Here is a 24,073-nt window from a genome sequence, read left to right on the forward strand (position 1 = left end):
CTCGCCGTCCAGCGAGCGTCACCTCAACATCCGTTCGCAGGGCCTGGCAGGGCCCGTCTTTGAGCCTCTCGAGGGGGAGCACCGTGACGATCACCGAGAACAACGCAGCGGCGCAGGCCGCGACGACCACCGGGGCGGTCCCGGTCGTGGCCGGCGGCATCCACGTCACCAAGCGTGACGGCACGCGCGAGCCGTACGACGCCGATCGCATCAACAAGGCGATCGAGCGCGCGGCCGCGGGCCTGCCCGACCAGATCGCGATCACCACCCAGGTGGCGTCCGAGCTCGCGATCACCCTGTTCGACGGCATCACCACGGAGCAGCTCGACGAGGCCGCCATCGGCGTCGCCGTCCAGAACGTCAAGGACGACCCGCAGTTCGACATGGTCGCCGCACGCCTGCTCCGCAAGGTGATCTACAAGCGCGTCCTCGGCGGCTACGACACCGAGCTCGAGCTCGCTCTGCTCCACCAGGCGCGCTTCCCGGGGTACATCCGCGACGCCATCGAGGAGGGCCTGCTCGACGTCCGCCTCCAGGAGCTGTTCGACCTCGACGCCCTCGCGGCCGCGCTGGACCACACGCGTGACGACCTGCTGAAGTACATCGGCACGGTGACCATGCGCAACCGCTACATGATCACGGACCGCCACCGGAAGTCGCTCGAGGTGCCGCAGTACTTCTGGATGCGCGTCGCGATGGGTCTCGCGCTCAACGAGGCCGACCCGACCGGGACCGCGCTGAAGTTCTACGAGAAGATCTCGACGCTCGACTACCTGCCGGCGGGCTCGACCCTGGTGAACGCGGGCACCTCCTACCCGCAGCTCTCCAACTGCTTCGTCATGCAGATGGAGGACGACATCGAGCACATCGCCAAGTCCGTGCGCGACGTCATGTGGCTCACCAAGGGCACCGGCGGCATCGGCCTGTCCGTCACCAAGCTGCGCTCGGAGGGGTCGCCCATCCGGTCGAACAACACCACCTCGACCGGCCCGATCCCGTTCATGCACACGATCGACTCGACGCTGCGCGCGGTCAGCCGCGGCGGCAAGAAGTTCGGCGCGCTCGCCTTCTACATGGAGAACTGGCACCTCGACTTCCACCAGTTCCTCGACCTGCGCCAGAACTCCGGCGACCCCTACCGCCGCACCCGCACCGCGAACACCGCCGTGTGGATCTCCGACGAGTTCATGAAGCGCGTCGCCGCGGACCAGGACTGGTACCTGTTCGACCCCGCGGAGACCCCCGACCTGGTGGAGCTCGTGGGCTCGGAGTTCTCGGCCCGCTACGCCGAGTACGTCGCGCTGGCCGAGGCCGGCAAGATGCGCACCTTCCGCAAGATGCGCGCCCGTGAGCAGTACAAGCAGATCCTGGTCACCCTCCAGACCACCTCGCACCCCTGGCTGACCTGGAAGGACACGATCAACAACCGTGCCCTCAACACCAACACGGGCACGATCCACCTGTCGAACCTCTGCACGGAGATCTGCCTGCCGCAGGACCGCGACAACATCTCGGTCTGCAACCTCGCGTCCGTGAACCTGCCGCAGCACCTGGTCGACGGCAAGATCGACTGGGACCGCATGGAGCAGTCGGTGCGTCTCGCGGTGCGCCAGCTCGACAACCTCGTGGACATCACCCTGTCGTCCGTGCCCGAGTCCGAGTTCGCCAACCAGGAGAACCGTGCGGTGGGCCTGGGCGTCATGGGCTTCACCGACATCACCGAGCGCCTGGGCCTCGCGTACGAGTCGGAGGAGGCCTACGACCTCATCGACCAGATCGTCGAGTTCGTCAGCTACCACGCGATCGACGCCTCGGCCGACCTCGCCCGCGAGCGTGGCTCGTACAACAACTTCGCCGGCTCCGGCTGGTCGCAGGGCAAGGTGCCCTTCGACACGATCGCCGAGGTCGAGGCCGACCGCGGCGTGCCGGTCACGGTCAACCGCGTGACCCGCCTCGACTGGGACACGCTGCGCGACAAGGTCAAGGGCGGCATCCGCAACGCGACCCTCATGGCCGTGGCGCCCACCGCGTCGATCGGCCTGGTCGCCGGCACCACGCCCGGGTTCGACCCGCAGTTCTCGCAGATCTTCTCCCGCAACACCTCCTCGGGCAAGTTCCTCGAGGTCAACACGAACCTGGTGAAGGACCTCCAGGCGCTGGGCATCTGGGACGAGGTGAAGGACCAGCTTCTCGCCGCCCAGGGCGACCTGAGCAAGGTCGACGGCGTCCCGCAGCACCTCGTGGACGTCTACAAGACCTCCTTCCAGCTCGACCCGCACGCCTTCCTCGAGGTGGCGGCCCGCGCGCAGAAGTGGATCGACCAGGCCATCAGCCGGAACATCTACCTCGAGGACCGCGACGTCGACAAGATGATGGAGCTGTACGCCTTCGCGTGGGAGAAGGGTGTGAAGACCACCTACTACCTCCACATGAAGCCGCGCCACACCGCCGAGCAGTCGACGGTGCGCGTCAACAAGACGGAGAACATCAACCGCACCGGCTCCGCGTCGGGCCGTGCGGCCGGCGGCGCGGCCAGCGGCGGCGCCCGCAAGGGCTTCGGCGGCGCCCGCAAGGGCTTCGGCGGCGCCAAGGCCGCCGCGGCGCCCGCCGCGGACGCCCCGGTCGCGGAGGCTCAGGCGGAGGAGGCTCCGTCGACCACGGCGGCGGCCGCTCCCGCCTCGGCGTCACGCGGCTTCGGCGGCTTCGGCGGAGCGAAGAAGCCGGCCCCGGCCACCACCGAGATCCCCGCGGTCACGGACGGCGAGGCCGTGGCGACCACCCCCGAGGAGAAGGCTCCGGCGGCGGCCCCCGCGTCGGTCCTGTCCTCGATCGCCGCGCAGGCCTTCGCGACCGCTCCGCAGGAGCAGCCCGAGGTGCCGCCGGTCACCCTTCCCGAGCCGGCGCCGGAGCCCGCAGCCCAGCAGCTCTCGACCTCGGCGGCGGCGCCGTCGAGCGCGGCCCTGCTCGATGTGGTGGAGACCGTCGCCTCCGGGGACACTGAGATGATCGGCGGCGTCGCCTGCCCGGTGGACCCGATGGAGCGGCTCCAGTGCGAGTCGTGCCAGTAGCCGATCGATAGAGACAGGAGACACAGACCATGGCCATCCTCGGCAGCGGAGTCCAGGACGGGCTCCTCCTGAAGCCCGTGACCTACCAGTGGGCGATGGATCTCTACGACCAGGCCGTCGCGAACACCTGGTTCCCCAACGAGATCCAGCTCGGTGAGGACCTCGCGGACTTCAAGAAGATGACGGAGGACGAGAAGCACGCGCTCCTCCACCTCATCTCGTACTTCAACCCGAACGAGCTGCTGGTCAACAAGGCTCTCGCGTTCGGCGTCTACCCCTACATCAACGCTCCCGAGGGTCACCTGTACCTCGCGAAGCAGATGTGGGAGGAGGCGAACCACTGCATGACGTTCGAGTACATCCTCGAGACCTTCCCGATCGATCGCGACAAGGCCTACTCGGCGCACGTCGACGTCCCGTCGATGGCCGCCAAGGAGGAGTTCGAGTCGAAGTTCATCAAGCGGATGACCGAGGACACCCTCGACATCAGCACCACGGAGGGCAAGAAGGACTTCATCCGGAACCTGATCGCCTACAACATCATCCTCGAGGGCATCTGGTTCTACTCGGGCTTCATGGTGGCGCTGAGCTTCCGCCAGCGGAACCTGCTGCGCAACTTCGGCTCCCTCATGGACTGGATCATCCGCGACGAGTCGCTGCACCTCCAGTTCGGCATCAACCTCATCCTCACGGTGCTCGAGGAGAACGAGGACCTCCAGGACGAGGAGTTCGCCGAGGAGATCCGCGGCATGATCCTCCACGCCGTCGAGATGGAGGAGGCCTACAACCGCGACATGTTCCCGCGCGGCATCCTGGGCCTCAACGCCGACTACGTGAACCAGTACGTCAAGTACCTCACGGACCGTCGCCTCGAGGAGCTCGGCTTCGAGCCCGAGTTCAACGTCGCCAACCCCGCGAAGTGGATGGCGGCCGCGAACGACACGCTCCAGCTCGTCAACTTCTTCGAGCAGCAGAACACGTCGTACGAGGTCAACGCCCAGGCGACCAAGACCAGCTAGAGGGCGGGCCGCCGAGCCCGTATACTCTCGTCAAATACACGAGACGCCCAGCGCAGAGCGATCGCGCTGGGCGTCTCGTCGTCTCCGGAATACCGGAGCGTCGCGAATCGTTACGACTCGCGTCTCGTGCCCGGCGTGCCAACCGCGCCCCGCACCCGTCACATCCGGGCCGTCGAGACGGCCCCCGTCTCGCTCTTTCCTCCGGAGGCCCCTGCATGACCGCCACCACGGCGCCCACCCCCGTCATCGCCGATCAGCCGGTCGCTGTCCCGCGCCGGCACCAGATCGTCGTCGGCAGCACCATGACGCGGCGCCAGAAGCTGGTCTACATCCTCATGCTGGGCGCGCTCGTCGCGCTGGGCCCGTTCACCATCGACCTCTACCTCCCGGCGTTCCCGAGCGTCCAGGCCGAGCTGATGACCACCGCGGCCGCGATCCAGCTCACGCTCACGGCGACCACCGTCGGCTTCGGTCTCGGCCAGCTGATCGTCGGGCCGCTGAGCGACGCGTTCGGACGCATCCGGCCGCTGCTGTTCGCGACCGCGCTGCACATCCTCGCCTCGGTGGGCGTGGCCCTCGCCCCGACCGTCGAGTGGGTCATGGCCGGCCGTGTGCTCCAGGGCATCGGCGCGGCGGGCGGCGGCGTCGTCGCCATGGCGATCGTCCGCGACCTGTTCGCCGGACAGGCGCTGATCCGCATGCTGGCGCGGCTCGCGCTCGTCACCGGCCTCGCTCCGGTGCTCGCTCCGGTGATCGGCTCGCAGCTGCTGCGCTTCATCGACTGGCGTGGCGTGTTCGTGGTCCTCGCGATCTACGGCGTGCTGGTCCTGGTCGCCGCGCGCTTCGTCATCCGCGAGACCCACCCCGTCGAGCGGCGCGGCGGCACCTCGCTGCGCGCCTACCGCACCCGCTACGCACACCTCCTGGGCGACGCTTCCTTCGTGGGCATCGCCGTGGTCGGCGCGACCACGTTCACCGCGCTGTTCTCCTACCTGTCGGCGTCGTCGTTCGTGCTGCAGGAGGTGTTCGAGCTCTCGGCTCAGGAGTACGGCATCGTCTTCGGGCTCAACTCGGTCGGCCTCGTGATCGCGAACCAGACGTCGGCGCGCCTCATGCGCGTCTTCGCGCCGCGCGCGGTGGCGGGCGTCGGCCTCAGCGTCATGCTCACCGGATCGCTCCTTCTGTTCGTCACCGACGCGCTGTCGCTCGGGCTGTTGGGCGTGCTCGTGCCGCTCTTCTTCGTGGTCGCGTCGGTGGGTCTGATCATGCCGACCGTCCAGGTCACCGCGCTCGCCAACCACGGCGCGGAGGCCGGCACCGCCGCGTCGCTGATCGGCGCGCTGAACTTCGGCGTCGCCGGCGTGATCTCGCCGCTCGTCGGATTCATGGGCGTCTCCGTGGTCTCGATGGCGACCGTGATGGTGGGCGCCCTGGTCGTGGGCAACCTCATCTTCTGGCTGGTCGTGCGACCGCGCGTCCAGTCGTCCGTCATCGCCTGAGAACGGACGACGCGTACCGCGACGCGGCGCGCGCCGGTAGCGTGTGGTCATGACCATGCGCGTGGCGATCCTCCTGTTCGACGGCTTCGACCTGATCGACGCGGGCGGGCCCTACGAGGTGTTCCTGACGGCGTCCCGGCTCCTCGAGCGGGACGGCCTCCCGCCCGCCTACGAGGTCGTGCTGGCGACGCCCGGCGGGGACGATGTGGTCGCCTTCGGCGGCATGACGCTCACGCGCTTGACCGACACCGACGCGCTCGACTCCGCTGACATCGTCCTCGTACCCGGCACGATCGATGTCGCGTGCGCGCTGTCCGACAGCGCGCTGCGCGAGGCCATCGAGCGCCTCGCGGCGTCCTCGTCGCTCACCGCATCGGTCTGCACGGGAGCGTTCCTGCTCGCCCGTGCCGGCCTGCTGCGCGACAAGCCCGCGACCACGCACTGGGAGGACCTGGGCGACCTCGGCGGCTGCGGTGACGTCGCGGAGGTGATCGCGGGGGTGCGGTGGGTCGACGCGGGGGCGGTGCTCACGAGCGGCGGGCTGACGTCGGGCATCCACCTCGCGCTCCACCTGGTGGCGCGCACCACCTCGGTGGACCTCGCTCAGCGCACGGCGCGTCAGCTCGACATGGACTGGAGCCCCGACCCCGCGCGGTGACGCCTGGTGGACCTTCTCCGGCGCCGACCTACTCGTCGCCCTCGATGGTCACGACGATCGAGCTGAGCATGATCGCGTCGGACCGCCCGCTCGTGAGCTCGATGACGTGGTCCCCGGCGGACACGCTCGTGGTCTTGAACAGCTTGGCGTCGGTGCCCAGGCTGTTGGAGAACGGTGAGCCGAAGGCGGTCGAGTCCGCGGCGTTGTCGGGGTTGCCGCCGATGGTTCCGGTGCCGGACCAGCCCCACGGGTTGAGCGTGTCGTCGTCGATCGAGACGCGGGTGTCGTGGCGGCCGCGGTCACCCTCGAAGGCGACCATGCCGAGAGTCACCTTCGCCTTGCCGTCCGTGCTGAACGGGATCTCGGCCGAGTCGTCGTAGAGCCAGTGGGTCCCGTCGAGGACCAGCACGGTGGCCTCGGGCAGGCTCGCGTCCTCGTACACCACCGTGATCGCGAAGCCGGCGTAGTAGTTCGGGGCCAGCGACCGGAAGGTGTCGCTCAGCGCGATGTCCGCCAGCGCGTACCCGCCGTTGCCGGCGGCGGCGACCACATCCGTGATGTCCGCGGTGGCCTGGTAGAACAGGTCGCCCACGAACCAGTTCGAGGTGACCTCGTCGGCGGTGATCTCCTGGTACTCGCCGCCCGGGGCTCGGAGCATCGCGGTGTCCAGGTCCGACGACCACGAGTCGAACGGACCGCGGTTCGCTGACCAGGTCAGCGTCGCGCTCACGACTGTCGCGCCCTCCGGCAGCAGCGAGGTGCTCAGGACGGTCTCCGCGGAGCTCGACGCGCCACCCGCAAGGTTGAGCGGACGCATCTCCTGCGTGTTGTTGTCGTACTTGACGTTCGCGTCGGCGCCGCGGAAGCCCATGACGTCCTGGCACGAGGTCAGCAGGACGTTGCATCCCAGGAGCGGCGCTCCGACCACGGTCGCCGCGACGTTGCCCGTGATGCTGAAGTCGTGGTCGAGGCCGGGGACGCGCTCGCTGAGCGCCGTGCGCACGGAGTAGGTCACCGAGTCGTCGCCCGACGATGCCGTGAAGGTCGTCAGGGCGTCATCGCCCAGCACGGCGTCCGCGTCCACCGCGTCGAGTGAGAGGAGCAGCTCGGTCGACGCGCCGGCCGCGAGCGTGTCGAGCGTGCAGTCCGCGACACCGCGGTCGTCCGTGAGCTCGCAGGTCCAGTCGCCCGCCTCGATCGTGCCCTCGTTGGCGAACTGCAGGTAGGAGGCGATCGCCGCCGCGTCCGCGGGCTGGCGGGACCCGGCACCTGCGCCCGGAGGGGCGAACGACAGGCCGGCGGGGAGCGTGATGCTGGCGGCGATGTCGGTCGCCGCGGCGTCGCCGTCGTTCGACAGCGACATCGAGAGGCTGGGCGAGAGGCGCGAGACCGTGAGCACGCTCAGCGGCGCGGGCGCGATCGCCAGACGCGTCGTCGTGGTCCCGGAGCCCGTGCCGGAGCCAGTGTCGGTGCCCGAACCCGAGTCGGTTCCAGAGCCGGAGCCAGTGTCGGTGCCGGAGCCGGTGTCGGTTCCAGAGCCGGAGCCGGAGCCGGAGCCGGAGCCGGTGTCGGAGCCGGTGTCGGTGCCGGAGCCGGTGCCGGAGCCGGAGCCGGAGCCGGAGCCGGTGTCGGTGCCCGAACCCGAGTCGGTTCCAGAGCCGGAGCCGGTGTCGGTGCCCGAACCCGAGTCGGTACCCGTCCCGGAGCCAGCGCCCGTACCGGAACCCGTGCCCGCACCGGAGCCAGAACCCGTGCCCGACCCGGTATCGGTACCCGACCCGGTCACGCTCTGGGTTGCCGGGGGCACCAAGGCGGGCGTGCCGTCGTCGTCCGCGGCGGTGGTGGTCTCGGCGCCCGCGGCGGGAGCCTCGTCCTCGCCGATCTCCAGGTCGCCGCCGACCACCGGCTCGTCACCCGCATCGTCCGCCTGACCGGAGTCCGCCGACGGCGCGGTCGAGCTGCCCGTCACGGACTCCGCGGCGGGCGAGCCCGCGGCACCCGCCGGGGTCTGGTCGCCGGAGTCGCCGGTCCGCCCGATGAGGCCGAAGACGCTCGCACCTGTCACGGCGAGGGACACCACGCCGACCGTCGCGGCCACAGGGATGGCGATCGCGGCCAGGCCGTTCGCGATGGTGGCGAGCCCGCCGCCGACCAGGCCGGAGGTCGCGGCGGTCGAGGCGACGCCACCGCTCGCGGCCGCGGCGCCGCCGGCGCTGCCGCCGGCCGCGCCCGTACCCGCTGTCGCGGCGCCCGAGGCGAAGGCGCCGCCGACGGGCATCCCGCCCTCGAGCGCCTTGACGCCGAGCAGGCCCATGAAGATCGGCGCGATCACGGCGCGCAGGCCACGGTTGACATCCTCGAGCTCGGCGACCAGCGCCATGCACTTGTCGCACGAGCGGACGTGCTCGTCGACGCGCGTGTGCTCTCGCTTGCTCAGCCCCCCGCGCACGTAGGCACCGAGCTGCGTGTTGGCCTCGAGGCACCCGACCGAGTCGGCGGCGCCGAGGTGCTGCTGGAGGTACGCCTGGCGGAGCGCCTCGCGCGCACGGTAGGCGAGCGCCGCCACGCCGTTCGCGGACAGGCCCAGGAGCGGGGCGACCTCCTTCGCCGTCTTCTTCTCGACCTCCGTGTACCAGAGGACCGCCCGCCACCGCTCGGGCAGCGAGGAGAAGGCGTCCGCGACCATGGTCTGCTCGAAGCCCGCCATCGCCGGCTCGTCGGAGCCGCCCTCGAAGCCCATGGCGGATTCGTAGGGCGCCATGTCCTCGCTCGGGCGCGCACGGTTGGCGCGCTCGATGATGTCGAGGCCGGTCCGTCGCACGATCGTGAACAGGTAGGCGCGGAACGCGAGGTCCGGGCCATCGCCGCGCTGGAGCGCGCGCAGGATCCGGGAGAACGCCTCGGACACCACGTCCTCGGCGTCGGCGGCGCTGTTCGTGTAGTGGAAGGCCACCTTGCGGGCCGCATCCGCGTGCCGCTCGTAGAGCACGCCGAAGGCCGCCGGATCACCGGCGCGCACGCCCGCGATCAGCTCGGGGTCGCTGGACGTCTCGGTCCAGAGCGACAGGGCCTCCTGGCTCATGACTCGGCTGCTCCCTGCAGAAGGTGGAGTTATCCCATTGTTCCCGGTCCGTATCCCAGCGGACAAGGCGCGCCGTGAGGGATTCGTCACACGGCGCTTGCGGGGTGGTCGCCAGGCGGCCCGAAAAAAACTTTCGGAATCTGCGTCATAGCGGTGGGGGACCCCCCTCTCATCGGGCATGACCAGCGAGGTGAACACCCCAGGCGCGGAGTCGCCGTCGCCGCTGATGCGGCGATGGGAGTCGGCGAGCCTCGGCACGGTCTGGCGCCGTCCGGGCGACTGGTTCACCCCTGCGGGGGAGGCGCTTGCGGAGGCGCTCGAGGCGCGGCTCGACACGGCGCCTGCGGCCTTCCGACTCGGCACGGCGCGCGCGATGGCCGGCGTGGGCATCACCGAGGCTATCGACGACATGGCGGTGCTGTTCCGCGCGGCCGGCTACGAGTCGGCCCCCATCCGCACGCTGCGGTCGCTGTGCGAGGGCTGGACGGAAGGTGAGGCGACGCACCGCGTCGCGCCGCTGATGACCGACGCGGAGTCGGGCCTGGGCACGGTCGAGTACCTGATCACCCGGCTCGCTGAGATCTACGGCGCCGCGGAGCGCGACGGCGACGACGTCCCCGTCTCCCACGCGCTGGTGCTGGTCGACGTGGCCGCGGCCGACACGGACCCGTGGCAGCGCATGGCGCGCAACGCCGCGATCGGCCGCGCGCTGCAGGACGCGTACGGCAAGGGTCACCCGATGGCGCGCGTCTCCGACGGCGTCTACGCGGTGCTGGTGGCACGCGGGCCCGAGATGGGCTCCGGCGTGGCCAGCCTCCGCGATCACATCTCCCACCGCGCGACGCAGATGCGCGTCGGCAACCTGATGCGGCAGCCTCCGCGCGTGTGGATCGAGTCTCTGCCAGGAACGCACGACTACGTGAGAGACGTGCTGGAGTCCCTGCAGAGGTAGAGGGGGGCGCAAGGGGTCGGTACCGAGCTGAGGGCGGTGCCGACCCCTTTGCGTTGCCCCCGCGGCTGACTTGCATTAGTGCAACATGTGGCGCACTGCACAGGCCTTAGGACCTTGGTGCGAAAAATATTGCTGTTACATGAAATATCATTGATTCTCATGTTTGAGAACGAGAATTCCGATCTGAGGGGCCGGCTGCTCGAGGGGGCGCTGCGGATCGTCGACACCCAGGGTGCCGCCGGGCTGACCGTGCGCGCTGTCGCCGCCGCGGCCGGCTGCTCGACCATGGGCGTCTACACGCACTTCAAGGGCAAGTCGGGCCTCATCGACGCGGTCGTCGAGTGGGGCTTCGGTCAGCTGGATGCGACCCTCGAGGAGGCCCACGAGGCGGCGGGCGGCGGCTGCCACGGCCTGGTGGCCGGCGCGCGCGCCTACTGCGAGTGGTCCCTGGCGCACCCCACCCAGTTCCAGGTGATGTTCGTCGCCGCGATCCCGGGCTACGACCCGTCGGAGACCACGCGCGAGCGTGTGTGGGACTCGTTCTACTCCCACCGCGCGCGCGTGGCATCGGCGCTCGAGGGGCCCGACGCGGACCCGGCGAGGTGGCACGATGCGGCGGCATCGCTCTGGGCCAACGTCCACGGCCACGTGATGATCGAGATGCTGCGCCGCGCCTACGGCGACCACCGCCCCGAGCTGTGCGACATCCAGGAGGCCATCGAGGCCACCGTCGCCGGGCTCGACCCGTCCTGCGCGCGCTGACGCTCGGCGCGGCCCGCGCCTAGGGCGGCGCCTACCCGTCCGTCTGCTCGTCCTCGGACGGCAGCCCGGCCCACAGCACGATCGCCCGGCCCTCGTCGCGGCGGGCCCGGCGTCCGCGCTCGACGATCACGACGTTGCCGGTGGGCCCGGTCGTGAAGATCCGTGAGCCGACGTCGGCACGCGGACGGAGCCGCTCGACCTCGTGCTCGAGCTGCGTCACGCGCTTGGTGAGCGACAGGATGCGGGCGATGCCCGCGAGGTTGATGCCCTCGTCCTGGCTCATGCGCTGGACCTCGCGCAGCGTGGCGACATCACGAAGCGAGTAGCGGCGGCCGCCGCCGGGGCGGCGGCGCGGCACCACCAGGCCCAGGCGATCGTACTGGCGCAGCGTCTGCGCGTGCATGCCGGCGAGCTCCGCGGCCGCGGAGATGAGGAACACCGGCTCGTCGACGTCTGGCTGCTCCATGGTTCACCTTCCCGCTAGCGGGCGGCCTCCGTGTAGAGCGACGCGCGGGGATCCTCACCCGCGGTGGCATCGGTGAGCGCCTCAAGCGCCTTCTTGGCATCGCGGGAGAGCTTGCGCGGCACCGCGACCTCGACGGTGACCATGAGGTCGCCGGTGCCCTTCTTGGAGGCGAGTCCGCGACCCTTCACCCGGAGCACCGTGCCCGACTGCGTGCCGGACGGCACCTTGACCTTGACCCGCTCCCCCGACAGCGTCGGCACCTCGACATGGGCGCCGAGCGCGGCCTCGTCGAACCGCACCGGCAGCTTCATCTTGAGATTGAGCCCGTCGATGGTGAACACGGGGTGCCGCTGCACGTGCACCGTGAGCAGCAGGTCGCCTGCTGGTCCGCCGTTCGACCCGGGCCGGCCCTTGCCGGGCACGCGGATCCGCTGGCCGTCCTTGACGCCCACCGGCAGCCGGGTGGTGATGCGCTGGCCGTCGGAGCCGAGCGTCACGGTCGACCCCTCGGCGGCGTCGCGGAAGGTGACCTCGACGGCCGCGGCGATGTCGCCGCCCTTCTGCGGTCCGCGCTGGAAGCCGCCGCCGAACATCGACCCGAGGATGTCCTCGAAGCCGCCGGTGCCGCCACCCGAGGTGCGGAACTGCGCGCCCCCGCGTCCGCCGCCGCCGAACATCCCGCCGAGGATGTCCTCGAAGCCGGCCGCGCCGCCCGCGCCGCCGCCGCCCGCCTGGAAGCGTGCGCCGCCACCGCCCATCGCGCGGATCGCGTCGTACTGCTGGCGGTCCTCGGTGTCGGACAGCACGGCGTAGGCCTCGCCGACCTCCTTGAACCGCTTCTCCGCGGCCGCGTCCCCGGGGTTGCGGTCCGGGTGCAGGTCGCGCGCGAGCTTCCGGTACGCCTTCTTGATGGCGTCCGCGTCGGCGTCCTTGGAGACGCCGAGCGTCGCGTAGAAGTCCTTGTTGAACCAGTCCTGGCTGGGCATGGCGCCTCCCTCCTGGGGCTACTCGGGCTGCGCGACGATCACGCGCGCGGGGCGGAGCACGCGCTCGCCCACCTTGTGGCCGGGCTGGGCGACGTGCTGGACCGTGGGCTCGGCCACCTCGGTGCTCGGCTGGGACATGAGAGCCTCGTGCAGCTGCGGGTCGAACTCGTCGCCCGCGGTGCCGTAGCTCGACCAGCCCAGGCGGCCGAGCGCTCCCTCGAGCTTCTCCGCGATCGCGGCGAAGGGACCTTCGGCGAGGTCGCCGTGGTCGCGCGCCGCCGCGATGTCGTCGAGCACCGGGATCAGCGCCTCCACGGCCTTCGCGGTCGCGTTCACGGCGATGAGCTCCCGGTCCCGGTCGACGCGCTTGCGGTAGTTGACGTACTCGGCCTGGAGCCGCTGAAGGTCGGCGAGGTGCTCGGCGGCCTTCTGATACGCGGCGTTGAGGGCGTCGTCGGCGCCCGTCTCGTCCGCCGTGAGGTCGTCGACGCCGTCGTGGTCCTCGTCGAGGAACGTGCCCTCGGGGACCTCCTTGCCAGCCTCGTTCAGGATCGACTCCGCCTGGGCCAGCGCATCGTCCTGCGGCTCCTCGGGAGTGGGGGTGTTGTCGGTCATGTCACGCCTCCGTAGGGCGACGGCGGGCGGCGGCTCGGCATCGTGTGCCGTGGCCGCGCGCCCGCCGTCAGCTCGGTTACTTCTTCTCGTCCTCGTCGTCGACGATCTCGGCGTCGACCACGTCGTCGTCGGACGGCTGCCCGGACGCGGCCTGGGCCGCGGAGTCCGCGTCCACGTTCACGCCCTCGGCCTGCTGAGCGGCGTAGACCGCCTCGCCGATCTTCTGCGCCTTCTCGACCAGCGTCTCGTGCTTCGCCTTCACCTCGTCGGTGTCGTCGCCCTCGAGCGCGGTCTTGACCTCGGCGATCGCGGACTTGACGTCCTCCGCGACCTCCGCGGGCACCTTGTCCTCGTTCTCCGACAGGATCTTCTCGGTCGAGTACGCGAAGGTCTCGGCGTTGTTGCGGACCTCGGCGTCCTCGCGGCGCTTCTTGTCCTCCTCCGCGTGCTCCTCCGCGTCCTTGACCATGCGGTCGATGTCCTCCTTGGAGAGGGCCGAGCCGCCGGACACGGTGATGGACTGCTCCTTGCCGGTGCCGCGGTCCTTCGCGTGGACGTGGACGATGCCGTTGGCGTCGATGTCGAACGTCACCTCGATCTGGGGGACGCCGCGCGGGGCCGGGGCGATGCCCGACAGCTCGAAGGTGCCGAGCAGCTTGTTGTCACGCGCGAACTGGCGCTCGCCCTGGTAGACCTGGATCAGCACCGAGGGCTGGTTGTCCTCGGCCGTCGAGAAGACCTCGGACGACTTGGTCGGGATCGCGGTGTTGCGCTCGATCAGCGTGGTCATCACGCCGCCCTTGGTCTCGATGCCGAGGCTCAGCGGGGTGACGTCGATCAGCAGGACGTCCTTGCGCTCGCCCTTGATGACACCGGCCTGCAGGGCGGCGCCGACGGCGACCACCTCGTCCGGGTTCACGCCCTTGTTGGGCTCCTTGCCGCCGGTGAGCTCCTTGACGACCTCGGTGACCGCGGGCATGCGGGTCGAGCCGCCGACGAGCAGCACGTGGTCGATCTCCGACAGCTTGATGCCGGCGTCCTTGATGACCTGGTGGAACGGGGCCTTGGTGCGCTCGAGGAGGTCGGCCGTCATCTGCTGGAACTGCGCGCGGGTGAGCTTGCTGTCCAGGTGGACGGGGCCGTTCTCGCCGATGCTGAGGTACTGGAGGGAGATGGTGGTCTGCTGCGCGGAGCTGAGCTCCTTCTTGGCCTGCTCGGCCGCCTCGCGGAGGCGCTGCAGGGCCGAGCGGTCCTTCGACAGGTCCACGCCCTCGGTGTTCTTGACCTCCTTGACCAGGTGGTCGACGATCCGCTGGTCCCAGTCGTCGCCGCCGAGGCGGTTGTCGCCGGCGGTCGCGCGCACCTGGATGGTCGAGAAGTCGTCGTCGTCCTTGCCCACCTCGAGCAGGGACACGTCGAAGGTGCCGCCACCGAGGTCGAAGACCAGGATGTGCTCGTCCTCCTTGCCCTTGTCGAGGCCGTACGCGAGCGCCGCCGCGGTGGGCTCGTTCACGATGCGCAGGACGTTGAGGCCCGCGATGGTGCCGGCGTCCTTGGTCGCCTGGCGCTCGGCGTCGTTGAAGTACGCGGGCACGGTGATGACCGCGTCGGTCACCTGCTCGCCCAGGTACTCCTCGGCGTCGCGCTTGAGCTTGCCGAGGATGCGCGCGGAGATCTCCTGCGCGTTGTACTTCTTGTCGTCGATCTCCTGCGACCAGTCCGTGCCCATGTGGCGCTTCACCGAGGCGATGGTGCGGTCCACGTTGGTGACGGCCTGGCGCTTGGCGATCTCGCCGACCAGGACCTCGCCGGTCTTCGAGAACGCGACCACCGACGGGGTGGTGCGGGCGCCCTCGGCGTTCGCGATGACGGTGGGCTCGCCGCCCTCGAGGACGGAGACGACCGAGTTGGTGGTGCCGAGGTCGATGCCGACTGCTCGTGACATGTTCTTTCCTCCTACTGCGGCGGGGCGCCGCGTGAAACCTCCGCTCAGGACTTGAGCGACTGAGACTCAAGTTACGTCGCGAGCGAGGTTGCGTCAAGTCGACGAGGCAGAAGTTGAGCGAACTCTGCTCAAGTTCCCAGGAGCGCGCTGTGCTGTGCCGGGTCGGGGCGCTCATCTCCCCCGAGGAGGCGCGGACTCGCGAGAGATGGCGGTCAGTTCCCCGCACGAGGTGGGCGAGACAGGGGCCGGGGCGTAGGTGTGGGGACCACGCGCGGCCACGGCTTAACCCCGGCGAAATGTTCAGCCTCCTACGATACGAAAATCCGAGGCGGGCACGAGGAGTGGTGATGTCAGATCTGCAGGTCGGCTACGCGGCGATGCTCGAGCAGTTCGCCCCCATGGAGGCCGTCGCGCTGAGCGAGTACGCCGAGAGCAGGGGCTTCTCCGGTGTCATGGCCGCCGACCACTTCCAGCCCTGGGTCCCGCAGCAGGGCCAGTCCGCGTTCGTGTGGAACGTGCTCACCGCGATCGGCGAGCGCACCACGGGGGACATGGGCCCCGGTGTCACCGCCCCGACCTTCCGCTGGCATCCGGCGATGGTCGCGCAGGCGTCGGCCACGCTCGCCGCGATGTACCCGGGCCGGCACTGGCTCGGTCTGGGCGCCGGCGAGGCGCTCAACGAGCACATCGTCGGCCAGTACTGGCCCGAGCCGCCCGAGCGCATCAACCGCATGTTCGAGGCCATCGACATCATCAAGAAGCTGTTCGACGCCTCGATCGCGGGCAAGGACGTCAAGCACCAGGGGACGTTCTACCGCCTCGAGACCACGCGCCTGTGGACCATGCCCGAGGTCGCTCCGCCCATCTACGTCGCGACGGCGGGTCCGGTCGCCGCCCGCCGCGCGGGCCGCGAGGTCGACGGGCTCATCACGGTCGGCGCGCCGAAGGAGAAGATCGCGCACCTCTTCTCGCGCTTCGAGCAGGGGGCGCGCGAGGCGGGCAAGGACCCCGACTCCATGCCGCGCATCCTGCAGCTGCACATGTCGTGGGCGCCCACCTACGAGGAGGCGTTGCAGAACGCGATGGTCGAGTGGCCGAACGGCGGCATGAAGTTCCCCAAGGCCGACATCCGCTCGCCGTTCGAGCTCGAGCAGATCGCGAAGATGGTCCGCCCCGAGGACTTCGAGGGCCGCATGGTCATCAGCGAGGACCCCGACGTCCACCGCGAGTACATCCAGGGCTTCGTCGACCTCGGCTTCGATCGCGTCTACCTCCACAACGTCGGCCGCAACCAGCGCGAGTGGATCGACACCTTCGCCGCCGACGTGCTCCCGAAGCTGCACCGCTGACATGCTCACCGCGTGGGCCGTCCCCGGCCTGGGCGAGATCGCCCCGGGCGCGGACCTGCCTGCCCTGATCGCCGCGGCGGCCGCGACCGCGGGCACGCCGCTGGCCGACGGCGACGTGGTGGTGGTCGCGAGCAAGATCGTCTCGAAGGCGGAGGGTCGGCTGGTCACGGCGGCGGACCGCGAGGACGCCATCACCGCGGAGGCCGTCCGGGTGGTCGCGTCGCGGCCGCGCAAGGACGGCGGCCTCACCCGGATCGTGCAGACCACGCACGGCTTCGTCATGGCCGCCGCGGGCGTCGACGGCTCGAACGTGCCCGCGGGGCACGTCCTGCTGCTGCCCGTCGACCCCGACGGGTCGGCGCGCTCGCTCGCCGAGGGCCTGCGCGCCGCGACGGGATCGCGCGTCGGGGTGGTCGTCACGGACACGTTCGGCCGGCCCTGGCGCAACGGACAGACCGACCTCGCGATCGGCGCGGCCTACGTCGACGTGACCGACGACCACCGCGGCACGCCCGACGCGCAGGGTCGCACCCTCGAGGTCTCCGTGACCGCGCTGGTCGACGAGCTTGCGGCGGCCGCGGACCTGGTGAAGGGGAAGGTGCGGGGCCTGCCCGTCGCCGTGGTGCGCGGCCTCGACGCGGTGACGGACGAGGTGGGGACCGGCGTGCGTGCCCTGGTCCGGGACGCGGAGCACGACATGTTCCGCTGGGGATCGGACGAGGCGTACGCCCGCGGCTTCGACGCGGGGCTCGCCGCGGCCGCGCACGCGGAGGAGGAGGCGCCGTGACCGGCTGGACCGTGCTGATCCCGGTGAAGGGCGGGCCGCACGCCAAGTCGCGCCTTCCCGAGGTGGTGAGGGGCGCCTCGCGCGCCGCGCTGGCGACCGCGCTCGCGGCGGACACGGTCGCGGCGGTGGTGGGTGCAGCCGACGTGGCGCGCGTGATCGTCGTGACCGAGACGCCGGGCCTGGAGCTGCCAGGGATGGACGGAGTGGAGCGCTGGGTCCAGCACGCCGAGGGCCTGAACGCCGGGATCTCGGAGGTCGCGCGCATGCTGATCGGCCCCTGCGCCGTCGTGCTCGGGGACCTGCCCGCGCTCAGGCCCGCGGACGTCGACGAGGCGCTCGCGCGCGTGGCGCTCGCCCGCCGCGCCGTCTTCCCCGACGCCGCCGGGACGGGCACGACCCTGCTCGGAGCGATCGACGGGCGGCTGCTGCCGGCGTTCGGCCAGGGATCCTTCGCGCGCCATCGAGCGCTCGGCTATCAAGGTCTCGACGCGTCGCTCCGCCTGAGCGCGGACGTGGACACCGAGCGCGACCTCGATCGGGCGCACTCGCTCGGCCTCGGCGCGCACACGGTCGCCGCGCTCGCGGCGGTCCCCGTGGTCAGCGCAGGCTGAGGCCCAGCTCCACCGCCGCCGCCGCGATGGCGGCCGTCGTGTCGACGTCGGTCATCCACAACGGCCGCGCGAGCCCGGCGACGCCCGCGGAGGCGAGCTCGTCCAGCGCGCCGGCGTCCGCATCGTCGACCAGCCAGCCGTCGAGGAGGCCGTGGCGCGACCGGTAGTCGAGCGCCACGCCCGCGGCGGTCGCCGGGACCCCGAGCGTCGCGAGGCAGGCCTCCGCCATCCCGCGCACCGCGGCGCCGCCGATGATCGGCGAGACCCCCACGAGCGGCGCGGCCGCGGAGCGGAGCGCGTCGGCGATGCCCGGCACCCCCAGGATGGTCCCGACGGACACCACCGGGTTGGACGGCGGCAGCAGCACCAGGTCGGCCCCGGCGATCGCGTCGAGCACGCCCGGTGCCGGTGCCGCCTCGTCCACCCTGACCTGCACGAAGCGGCGCGCCGGCGCCGCCGCCCGCGTCCTCACCCACCACTCCTCGAAGTGCATCACCTCGCCGCCCGAGAGCTCGACGTGGGTCTCGACCGGCTGATCGCTCATCGGCAGCAGGGTGACAGGCAGGTCCCAGCGGGCGGCGAGCCGTGCGGTCGCCGCCGAGAGCGGCTGGCCTGCGTCCAGGAGCGACGTGCGGGCGAGGTGGGTCGCGATGTCGCGATCGCCCAGCGTGAACCACTCCCAGCCCACGCCGTAGGGGCGCAGCTCCTCGGCGACCGTGAAGCGCTCGTCCTCCCGACCCCAGCCCTGCGCCTCGCTGATCACCCCGCCGAGCGTGTACATCACCGTGTCGAGGTCCGGGCAGATCTGGAGCCCGTGCAGGCGCATGTCGTCGCCCGTGTTCGCGATCACGGTGACGTCGAGCGGCACCCCCGCGGTGGCGCCCCACGCGACCAGGCCGCGGAGGAAGCGGGCGCCGCCCACCCCTCCGGACAGGGCGACGATGCGCAGCGGGTCGGTCATGAGTCCTCCTCGGTCGGGTCGAGCGCGAGCACGGGTCGGCCGTCGCCGGGATGGTCGAGCACGGTCGCGGTGACACCGTAGACGCGGGCGATCAGCGCGGGGGTGAGCACCTCGCCGGGTGCGCCGAACGCGACCAGACCTCCGTGGTCGAGCACGGCGACATGGGTGGCCCAGGCGGCGGCGTGGTTGAGGTCGTGCAGCGCGGCGACCACCGTGATGCCGCGTGAGCGCACCAGCCGCAGCGTCTCGAGCTGCGCGCGGATGTCGAGGTGGTTGGTCGGCTCGTCCAGCAGCAGGAGGGCCGGGCGCTGCGCCAGCGCGCGGGCGACGCTGACGCGTTGCCTCTCGCCGCCCGACAGGCGCGCCCAGTCGCGGTCGGCGAGGTGGTCCGCGCCCACCGAGGCGAGGGCGGCTCGCGCCTGGCCCGCCGCATCGTGCGGGCGACGGTGCCCCCGGTGATGGGGCAGCAGCCCCAGCTCGACGATCTGCGCCGCGGTGAGCGCGATCGCCGCGTCGGCGTGCTGCTCGAGCAGCGCGACGCGGCGCGCGAGCGTGCGCCGGGACAGACGATGCGCGGGCTCGCCGTCGAGCAGGACCGCCCCGCTGGTGCGGGGCACGAGCGCGGCGATGGCGGCGAGCAGGGTCGACTTGCCCGCGCCGTTGGGGCCGAGCAGCGCGACCCGCGCGCCGGCGGGCACCGCGAACGCGACCCCGCGCACCGCGACCCGGCCGCCGCGATGCACCGTGAGGTCCTCGATCCTCAGCTCCATGACTGCCTCCGGGCCTGCCGCAGCACCAGGACGAACACGGGGACCCCGAGCAGGGCCGTCACCACCCCGACGGGGATCTCGCGCGGGTCGAGCACGGTGCGTGCGAGCGTGTCCGCCCAGACCAGGAAGATCGCCCCGCCCAGCGCGACCGCGGGGAGCAGGTGGCGGTGCAGGCCCCCGCTGAGCGCCCGCATGAGGTGCGGCAGCACCAGGCCGACGAAGCCGATCGCACCCGAGGTCGAGACCATCGCTCCCGTCAGCAGCGAGACGGTGCCGAGCAGCACCAGGCGGGTCCGGCGGGTGTGGATCCCGAGCGCGGCGGCGGCGCTCTCGCCGAGCGCGAAGGCGTCGAGCCGGGTCGCGTGCAGGCGGATCACCGGGTAGAGGCCGGCGAGCGCGATCCCCGCCACCGCGACCGTGGTCCACGACGAGCCGGCGAGGGACCCGAGCAGCCAGCTCAGGACCTCGCGGAACGAGTCGCCCTTCGCCGCCATCACGATCACGAGCGAGGTCGCGGCCGCCAGGAACTGGGACACCGCGAGGCCGGCGAGCACCAGCGTCGTGGGGGTGACGGCACCCGAGAGCCTCGCGATCGCGAGCGCGGCGGCGAGGGCGAACGCCGCCCCCGCGAAGGCCGCGAGCGGCACCGCGGCGGTGGCGGCGACGGAGGCGCCCAGCCCCAGGAGGATCACCGCGACGGCCCCGAGGGAGGCGCCCGAGGACAGCCCGAGCAGGTAGGGGTCCGCGAGCGGGTTGCGCGTGAGCCCCTGCATGACCGCGCCCGCGACCGCGAGCCCCGCGCCGACGAGCGCCGCCGTCAGCGCGCGCGGCACCCGGATGTGCCACACGATCGCGTCGGTGGTCGCGGACGCCGACGCGCCGCCGAGGCCCAGGTGGTGGGCGATCACCGACCAGGCGCCGGCGGGGGACAGGTCGGCCACCCCGATCGACACGGCCGCGACCAGGCTGGCGGCGAGCGCGAGCGCCAGCGCCGCCAGCAGCAGCACCGTCCCGCGCCCGCCGCGGACCGCGGTCATGACAGCCCGAGCGCGTCCAGCTGGGTCGTCAGCGACGCGACGGCCTCGACGTTGCGCACGCCCGCCTCGCCCGCGGCGAAGGGGATCACCAGGTAGCGCCCCTCGCGGACGGCGGTGAGGGACGCGGTGGCAGGATCCGACTCGAGCCGCTCGATCTTGCTCGCGGCCGTGTTCCACGAGGCGTCGACCAGCACGATCACGTCGGGGTCCGCCTCGACCACGGCCTCCCAGGTGGCGGACGTCCACGTGTCGTGGACGTCCGCGAACACGTTCGTGAGGCCCGCCGCGTCCATCATCATCTGGGGTGCGCCGATGCCGGCGCCGACGTACGGCGCGTCGTCGCCCGAGGAGTACCAGACGGCGGTGAGGCCGGAGGTGGATGGCTCGACCGCGGCGAGGCCGTCGCGCATCGTCTCCACCAGGGCGGCGGCGGCCTGCTCGGCGCCGAACACCAGCCCGGCCTCCTCGATCTGAGCGAACAGGAGGTCGAACGTCATCGGGTCCGGCTGGTAGCCGGCCTCCTTGCATGCCGACGGCGCGACGTAGGTGAGGATCCCGAGGGCGGCGAGGTCGGCTCGCTCGCCGACCCCGTCGGCGGCGAAGTTGGACTCCCAGCCGCCGACGATCGCGTCGGGGTCGAGGGCGAGGGTCGCCTCCTGGCCGGGGAGGAAGTCCGACATCACGGGGATGTCGACGTCGAGGGTCGTGTACGGCGGCTCGACCGGTCCGTCGAGGAAGGCGGCGCCGACGATCCGGTCCGCCAGGCCCAGCTCGACGAGCAGCTCGGTGGTGGTCGACTTCACGGTGACGATGCGGTCCGGCGTCCCCTCGGGGGTGACGACGGTCCCGCAGTTGTCGACCGTGAGCTCCGCCGCGGCAGCGGGGTCGGCCGAGGAGGGGGTGACGGGGGCGGGGTCTGCGCTGACGGACGAGCACGCGGTCGCCAGGACCAGCGGGGCCAGGACGATGCCGAGGCGGGCGAGGTGCGGGAGGTGGCGGGGCATGGGGCGGCCTTCCGGATCGGGGTCGTGCGCGTTCCCGGACCTGCCGTCGATACCCGACGGCCCACCATGCCACCTCCGGCCGGGGTCCAGGCCGCCAGCGTACGGCGGGGTGGTTACCTCGATGTTTCGCAGGCGGCGGCGATCGCCGCCGCGACGTCCGGGATCGCCTCGCGGAGCCCCCCGACGCTCACCCGGACGTGGTCGCCGACGTGGGGCCCGGGCGCATCGTCCCCCTCCGGGGTCGGCACGACGAAGGCGCTGCCCGGGCTCACCTGGATCCCCGCGGCGGCCAGGGTGACGCGCGCCGCCGCCTCGTCGGGCACCGGCACCCACACGTTGAGGCCGTCGCGGGCCTCGACGTCGACGCCGAGGCCGCGCAGGCACGAGGCCAGCTCGCGCTGGCGGGCGAAGTACGCGTAGCGGGCGGCGCTGATCGAGGCGATCGCTGGTCGGGTCGTGAGGAGGTCGTGCAGCACGGCCTGGAGGATCCGTGACGTCCACCCCGGGCCGAGCACGCGGTAGCCGACGATCCGCTCGATCGCCCCCGCGGGTCCGCTCATCGCGGCGACCCGTAGGTCGGGGCCGTGCGACTTCGAGAAGCCGCCCACGTGGAGGGTGCGGGCGGGGAGCCACGTGCCGAGGCTGACCGCGGGGGCGGCGGACACGAGGTTGGTGTGATCGTCCTCGATCACCACGGTGTCGCGCCCGTAGCGGTGGCGGGAGAGCACGGTCGCGAGCTCCTCGGCGCGCGAGGCGGTGAGGGACGCGCCGGTGGGATTGTGCGCGCGCGGCTGGAGCACCACCGCGGCGGGACGCGACGTGAGCGCCTCGTGAAGAGCCGCCGGGACCATGCCCCGGTGGTCGATGCGTGCGGGCACCGCCATCAGGTGGAGGTGGTCGAGCAGGTCGAGCAGCATCGGGAACGTCGGATTCTCCACCACGACCCGGTCGCCGTAGCGGGCCACGGCGCGCAGCGCCCGCTCGACGCCGTCCATGGCGCCATCGACCATCGCGAGGGCGGGCGGGGAGTACGGCCAGCGCTCGCGCAGCGGTGCCTCCAGCTCGGGCAGCAGCGGCGGCTGGGTGTACGAGGTGACGGAGGCGCGGCGGGGAGCGACCCGTTCGAGGCTCGCGGAGACGTCGGGGAGCAGCGTCGGGTCCGGCAGGCCGGACGCGAGGTCGAGCCGGGGTGCCATGCCGGGCGCAGCGGTGCCGCGGTCCGCGAGCCGCTGCGACCGCGGCGTGAGCCACGGCGTGGTCGGCTCGAGCACGAAGGTGCCGGCCCGGCCGCGTGCCTGGATCAGCCCGGCCTTGACCATGCCCTGCCAGGCGGTCGACACCGTCGCCGGGCTCACCCCGAGCTCCCGCGCGATGTCGCGGACCGTGGGCAGGCGGGTGCCGGGCGGCAGCTCGCCGCTGCGGATCAGCATCGACAGCGCGGACGCGATGCCCTGGGGCGTGGGGGTCTCGACGGCGTCGACGAGCGTCGCCAGCGGCATGGGTCCCCCTTCGCGCCCGCAGTTATCGCGCCCGTGTTCTGTCCGTAACCAGGCTTTTACCGGCGGTAACGACTCAGAAATGTTCAAGAGCCAGAGTAACAGTCAACCGGGGACGCGAGCCCCCACCCTCCAGCACACCCTCGAGGAGCGAGCATGACGGTGATCAGGGCGGCCATCACGCAGACCACATGGACCGGTGACAAGGAGTCGATGCTCGACAAGCACGAGCAGTTCGCGCGCGACGCGGCCGCCCAGGGTGCGCAGGTCATCTGCTTCCAGGAGCTGTTCTACGGCCCCTACTTCGGCATCACGCAGGACAAGAAGTACTACCGCTACGCGGAGCCCGCCGACGGTCCGATCGTGCAGCGCTTCGCGGCGCTCGCGAAGGAGCTGGGCATGGTGATGATCCTCCCGATCTACGAGGAGGAGCAGACCGGGGTCTACTACAACACCGCGGTGGTGGTCGACGCGGACGGCACCATCCTGGGCAAGTACCGCAAGAACCACATCCCGCATGTGGAGAAGTTCTGGGAGAAGTTCTACTTCCGCCCCGGCAACATGGGCTACCCGGTGTTCGACACCGCGGTCGGGAAGGTCGGCGTGGTGATCTGCTACGACCGCCACTTCCCGGAGGGCTGGCGCGAGCTGGGCCTCAACGGCGCGCACCTCGCGTTCAACCCCAACGCCACCAAGCCGGGCCTGTCGAACCGCCTGTGGGAGATCGAGCAGCCCGCTGCCGCGGTCGCCAACGGCTACTACGTCCTCGCCCCGAACCGCGTGGGCCTTGAGGACAACGAGTACGGCGACGAGGCGGTCAACTTCTACGGCACCTCGCAGATAGTCGACCCGCGCGGCAACTACGTAGGCGAGCTGGGCTCGGGCGAGCACGAGGAGCTTCTGATCCGCGACCTCGACATGGACCTGGTCCAGCAGATGCGGGACGACTGGCAGTTCTACCGCGATCGCCGCCCGGACAGCTACGGCGAGATCACGGCACCGTAAG

General features: G+C 71.5%; 20 protein-coding genes. 10 read left to right on the forward strand and 10 right to left on the reverse strand.

What is annotated here, in order from left to right:
* Positions 1–146 precede the first annotated feature (146 nt).
* The 4 genes from QQX10_RS07120 to QQX10_RS07135 all read left to right on the forward strand — a co-directional run bounded on the left by QQX10_RS07120 (position 147) and on the right by QQX10_RS07135 (position 6,244).
* Positions 147–3,068 carry a ribonucleoside-diphosphate reductase subunit alpha gene (locus tag QQX10_RS07120; RefSeq protein ID WP_436968581.1) on the forward strand — a complete coding sequence of 974 codons (2,922 nt, stop codon included), beginning with the start codon at positions 147–149 and terminating at the stop codon, positions 3,066–3,068.
* 29 nt (positions 3,069–3,097) lie between these two features.
* On the forward strand, positions 3,098–4,087 hold the full coding sequence (locus QQX10_RS07125) for a ribonucleotide-diphosphate reductase subunit beta (RefSeq protein WP_301121922.1): 990 nt from the start codon (positions 3,098–3,100) through the stop codon (positions 4,085–4,087).
* 215 nt (positions 4,088–4,302) lie between these two features.
* Entirely contained in the window at positions 4,303–5,586 is a 1,284-nt protein-coding gene (locus QQX10_RS07130) for a multidrug effflux MFS transporter (protein ID WP_301121920.1), read from the forward strand.
* Positions 5,587–5,635: 49 nt separating this feature from the next.
* Positions 5,636–6,244: a DJ-1/PfpI family protein gene (locus QQX10_RS07135; RefSeq protein ID WP_301121918.1), complete on the forward strand. Its 609-nt coding sequence runs from the start codon at positions 5,636–5,638 to the stop codon at positions 6,242–6,244.
* 28 nt (positions 6,245–6,272) lie between these two features.
* Here the strand turns inward: QQX10_RS07135 and QQX10_RS07140 are convergent, their stop codons facing one another.
* Positions 6,273–9,326 (reverse strand): sigma-70 family RNA polymerase sigma factor, encoded by a 3,054-nt coding sequence (locus tag QQX10_RS07140; RefSeq protein ID WP_301121916.1) that lies wholly within the window; start codon positions 9,324–9,326, stop codon positions 6,273–6,275.
* 178 nt (positions 9,327–9,504) lie between these two features.
* Here QQX10_RS07140 and QQX10_RS07145 point away from each other — a divergent pair, with 178 nt between their 5' ends.
* Both QQX10_RS07145 and QQX10_RS07150 read left to right on the forward strand, forming a co-directional pair.
* The gene (locus QQX10_RS07145; protein WP_301121914.1) at positions 9,505–10,278 is read left to right on the forward strand and encodes a hypothetical protein; all 774 of its coding nucleotides are present in this window, start codon (positions 9,505–9,507) and stop codon (positions 10,276–10,278) included.
* A 159-nt stretch (positions 10,279–10,437) separates the two neighbouring features.
* A complete protein-coding gene (locus QQX10_RS07150) occupies positions 10,438–11,040 on the forward strand; it encodes a TetR/AcrR family transcriptional regulator (protein WP_301121912.1) in 603 nt (200 codons plus the stop codon).
* A gap of 31 nt (positions 11,041–11,071) precedes the next feature.
* Here the strand turns inward: QQX10_RS07150 and QQX10_RS07155 are convergent, their stop codons facing one another.
* From QQX10_RS07155 to dnaK, 4 genes are all read right to left on the reverse strand, one after another.
* A complete protein-coding gene (locus QQX10_RS07155; protein WP_301121910.1) occupies positions 11,072–11,506 on the reverse strand; it encodes a heat shock protein transcriptional repressor HspR in 435 nt (144 codons plus the stop codon).
* A 14-nt stretch (positions 11,507–11,520) separates the two neighbouring features.
* On the reverse strand, positions 11,521–12,492 hold the full coding sequence (locus tag QQX10_RS07160) for a DnaJ C-terminal domain-containing protein (RefSeq protein WP_301121908.1): 972 nt from the start codon (positions 12,490–12,492) through the stop codon (positions 11,521–11,523).
* A gap of 18 nt (positions 12,493–12,510) precedes the next feature.
* Positions 12,511–13,107 (reverse strand): nucleotide exchange factor GrpE, encoded by a 597-nt coding sequence (locus QQX10_RS07165; protein WP_301121906.1) that lies wholly within the window; start codon positions 13,105–13,107, stop codon positions 12,511–12,513.
* 76 nt (positions 13,108–13,183) lie between these two features.
* Positions 13,184–15,052 carry a molecular chaperone DnaK gene (dnaK, locus tag QQX10_RS07170; protein ID WP_301121904.1) on the reverse strand — a complete coding sequence of 623 codons (1,869 nt, stop codon included), beginning with the start codon at positions 15,050–15,052 and terminating at the stop codon, positions 13,184–13,186.
* Positions 15,053–15,399: 347 nt separating this feature from the next.
* On the opposite strand from dnaK, the gene QQX10_RS07175 reads away from it, so the two are divergent.
* Genes QQX10_RS07175 through cofC form a run of 3 tightly spaced genes read left to right on the forward strand, consistent with a single transcriptional unit; the run spans position 15,400 to position 17,799 of the window.
* Positions 15,400–16,401 (forward strand): TIGR03557 family F420-dependent LLM class oxidoreductase, encoded by a 1,002-nt coding sequence (locus tag QQX10_RS07175; RefSeq protein WP_301121902.1) that lies wholly within the window; start codon positions 15,400–15,402, stop codon positions 16,399–16,401.
* Between the two features lies 1 nt (position 16,402).
* Positions 16,403–17,188 carry a coenzyme F420-0:L-glutamate ligase gene (gene cofE, locus QQX10_RS07180; protein WP_301121900.1) on the forward strand — a complete coding sequence of 262 codons (786 nt, stop codon included), beginning with the start codon at positions 16,403–16,405 and terminating at the stop codon, positions 17,186–17,188.
* Positions 17,185–17,799, forward strand: coding sequence for a 2-phospho-L-lactate guanylyltransferase (gene cofC / locus QQX10_RS07185; RefSeq protein ID WP_301121898.1), 615 nt, complete (start codon positions 17,185–17,187; stop codon positions 17,797–17,799). The genes cofE and cofC overlap by 4 nt, the downstream gene beginning before the upstream one ends.
* On the opposite strand, the gene cofD is transcribed toward cofC, so the two are convergent.
* The 5 genes from cofD to QQX10_RS07210 form a co-directional block, all read right to left on the reverse strand.
* A complete protein-coding gene (gene cofD, locus QQX10_RS07190; protein WP_301121895.1) occupies positions 17,786–18,760 on the reverse strand; it encodes a 2-phospho-L-lactate transferase in 975 nt (324 codons plus the stop codon). The genes cofC and cofD overlap by 14 nt on opposite strands.
* Positions 18,757–19,530, reverse strand: a complete 774-nt coding sequence (locus QQX10_RS07195; RefSeq protein WP_301121893.1) for an ABC transporter ATP-binding protein — start codon at positions 19,528–19,530, stop codon at positions 18,757–18,759. The genes cofD and QQX10_RS07195 overlap by 4 nt, the downstream gene beginning before the upstream one ends.
* On the reverse strand, positions 19,521–20,567 hold the full coding sequence (locus tag QQX10_RS07200) for a FecCD family ABC transporter permease (protein WP_301121891.1): 1,047 nt from the start codon (positions 20,565–20,567) through the stop codon (positions 19,521–19,523). The genes QQX10_RS07195 and QQX10_RS07200 overlap by 10 nt, the downstream gene beginning before the upstream one ends.
* Positions 20,564–21,571: a putative F420-0 ABC transporter substrate-binding protein gene (locus QQX10_RS07205; protein WP_301121889.1), complete on the reverse strand. Its 1,008-nt coding sequence runs from the start codon at positions 21,569–21,571 to the stop codon at positions 20,564–20,566. Before QQX10_RS07205 ends, QQX10_RS07200 begins: the two co-directional genes overlap by 4 nt.
* A 113-nt stretch (positions 21,572–21,684) precedes the next feature.
* The gene (locus QQX10_RS07210; protein ID WP_301121887.1) at positions 21,685–23,070 is read right to left on the reverse strand and encodes an aminotransferase class I/II-fold pyridoxal phosphate-dependent enzyme; all 1,386 of its coding nucleotides are present in this window, start codon (positions 23,068–23,070) and stop codon (positions 21,685–21,687) included.
* A 153-nt stretch (positions 23,071–23,223) separates the two neighbouring features.
* On the opposite strand from QQX10_RS07210, the gene QQX10_RS07215 reads away from it, so the two are divergent.
* Positions 23,224–24,072, forward strand: coding sequence for a nitrilase-related carbon-nitrogen hydrolase (locus QQX10_RS07215; RefSeq protein ID WP_301121885.1), 849 nt, complete (start codon positions 23,224–23,226; stop codon positions 24,070–24,072).
* The last annotated feature ends 1 nt before the right edge of the window (position 24,073 follow it).

It is taken from the genome of Demequina lignilytica (assembly GCF_030418305.1).
GTDB lineage: Bacteria > Actinomycetota > Actinomycetes > Actinomycetales > Demequinaceae > Demequina > Demequina lignilytica.

Coding starts and splice junctions, on each gene's coding strand:
- QQX10_RS07205 (WP_301121889.1), bottom strand. CDS start 21,571: ATGCCCCGCCACCTCCCGCACCTCGCCCGCCTCGGCATCGTCCTGGCC.
- cofE (WP_301121900.1), top strand. CDS start 16,403: ATGCTCACCGCGTGGGCCGTCCCCGGCCTGGGCGAGATCGCCCCGGGC.
- QQX10_RS07145 (WP_301121914.1), top strand. CDS start 9,505: ATGACCAGCGAGGTGAACACCCCAGGCGCGGAGTCGCCGTCGCCGCTG.
- QQX10_RS07160 (WP_301121908.1), bottom strand. CDS start 12,492: ATGCCCAGCCAGGACTGGTTCAACAAGGACTTCTACGCGACGCTCGGC.
- QQX10_RS07215 (WP_301121885.1), top strand. CDS start 23,224: ATGACGGTGATCAGGGCGGCCATCACGCAGACCACATGGACCGGTGAC.
- QQX10_RS07150 (WP_301121912.1), top strand. CDS start 10,438: ATGTTTGAGAACGAGAATTCCGATCTGAGGGGCCGGCTGCTCGAGGGG.
- QQX10_RS07125 (WP_301121922.1), top strand. CDS start 3,098: ATGGCCATCCTCGGCAGCGGAGTCCAGGACGGGCTCCTCCTGAAGCCC.
- QQX10_RS07140 (WP_301121916.1), bottom strand. CDS start 9,326: ATGAGCCAGGAGGCCCTGTCGCTCTGGACCGAGACGTCCAGCGACCCC.
- QQX10_RS07155 (WP_301121910.1), bottom strand. CDS start 11,506: ATGGAGCAGCCAGACGTCGACGAGCCGGTGTTCCTCATCTCCGCGGCC.
- dnaK (WP_301121904.1), bottom strand. CDS start 15,052: ATGTCACGAGCAGTCGGCATCGACCTCGGCACCACCAACTCGGTCGTC.
- cofD (WP_301121895.1), bottom strand. CDS start 18,760: ATGACCGACCCGCTGCGCATCGTCGCCCTGTCCGGAGGGGTGGGCGGC.
- QQX10_RS07200 (WP_301121891.1), bottom strand. CDS start 20,567: ATGACCGCGGTCCGCGGCGGGCGCGGGACGGTGCTGCTGCTGGCGGCG.
- QQX10_RS07210 (WP_301121887.1), bottom strand. CDS start 23,070: ATGCCGCTGGCGACGCTCGTCGACGCCGTCGAGACCCCCACGCCCCAG.
- QQX10_RS07135 (WP_301121918.1), top strand. CDS start 5,636: ATGACCATGCGCGTGGCGATCCTCCTGTTCGACGGCTTCGACCTGATC.
- QQX10_RS07165 (WP_301121906.1), bottom strand. CDS start 13,107: ATGACCGACAACACCCCCACTCCCGAGGAGCCGCAGGACGATGCGCTG.
- QQX10_RS07175 (WP_301121902.1), top strand. CDS start 15,400: ATGTCAGATCTGCAGGTCGGCTACGCGGCGATGCTCGAGCAGTTCGCC.
- QQX10_RS07195 (WP_301121893.1), bottom strand. CDS start 19,530: ATGGAGCTGAGGATCGAGGACCTCACGGTGCATCGCGGCGGCCGGGTC.
- QQX10_RS07130 (WP_301121920.1), top strand. CDS start 4,303: ATGACCGCCACCACGGCGCCCACCCCCGTCATCGCCGATCAGCCGGTC.